The sequence below is a fragment of the Sinorhizobium sp. P24N7 genome, assembly GCF_042436655.1.
GTDB lineage: Bacteria > Pseudomonadota > Alphaproteobacteria > Rhizobiales > Rhizobiaceae > Sinorhizobium > Sinorhizobium meliloti_A.
Map to the genome: position 1 here is coordinate 1 of NZ_JBHMIW010000161.1, position 381 is coordinate 381.

A 381-nucleotide genomic window follows, 5' to 3' on the forward strand; every position below is an offset into this window, starting at 1 on the left:
GGCAGCGTTACGTGCCAAAATACTCGGAGCGGGTTCGCGCCGAGAATGGCGGCCGCCTCTTCATAGGATGTCGGGATGCCGGCATAGACGCCCGCGACTGTGCGGATGACGTAGGGCAGGCAGACAACCATGTGGGTGATGAGCAGGGCCGTGAAGGAGATGCCGATGCCGAGCCAGGAAAGGAAGAACAGCGAGGCGAAGCCGATGACGATCATCGGCATGGAGAGCGGCGACAGCAGGAAGGTCATGACCGCGCTCGTCCAGGCCGAACGGGAGCGGGCGAGATAGAGGCAGGCCGGCACGCCGATCACGCAGGAGAGCAGCGTCGCGCCGATCGCCACCTGGATGCTGACGTTCAGTGCGTCGATGAAGGGCTGGTAG

General features: G+C 64.0%; 1 protein-coding gene. It reads right to left on the reverse strand.

Translation table 11 applies throughout. The annotated features are described in order from the left end of the window. Window positions 1-381: ABC transporter permease (locus ACFHWW_RS34440; protein WP_379943879.1), on the reverse strand; the 381-nt coding region annotated here is incomplete at both ends.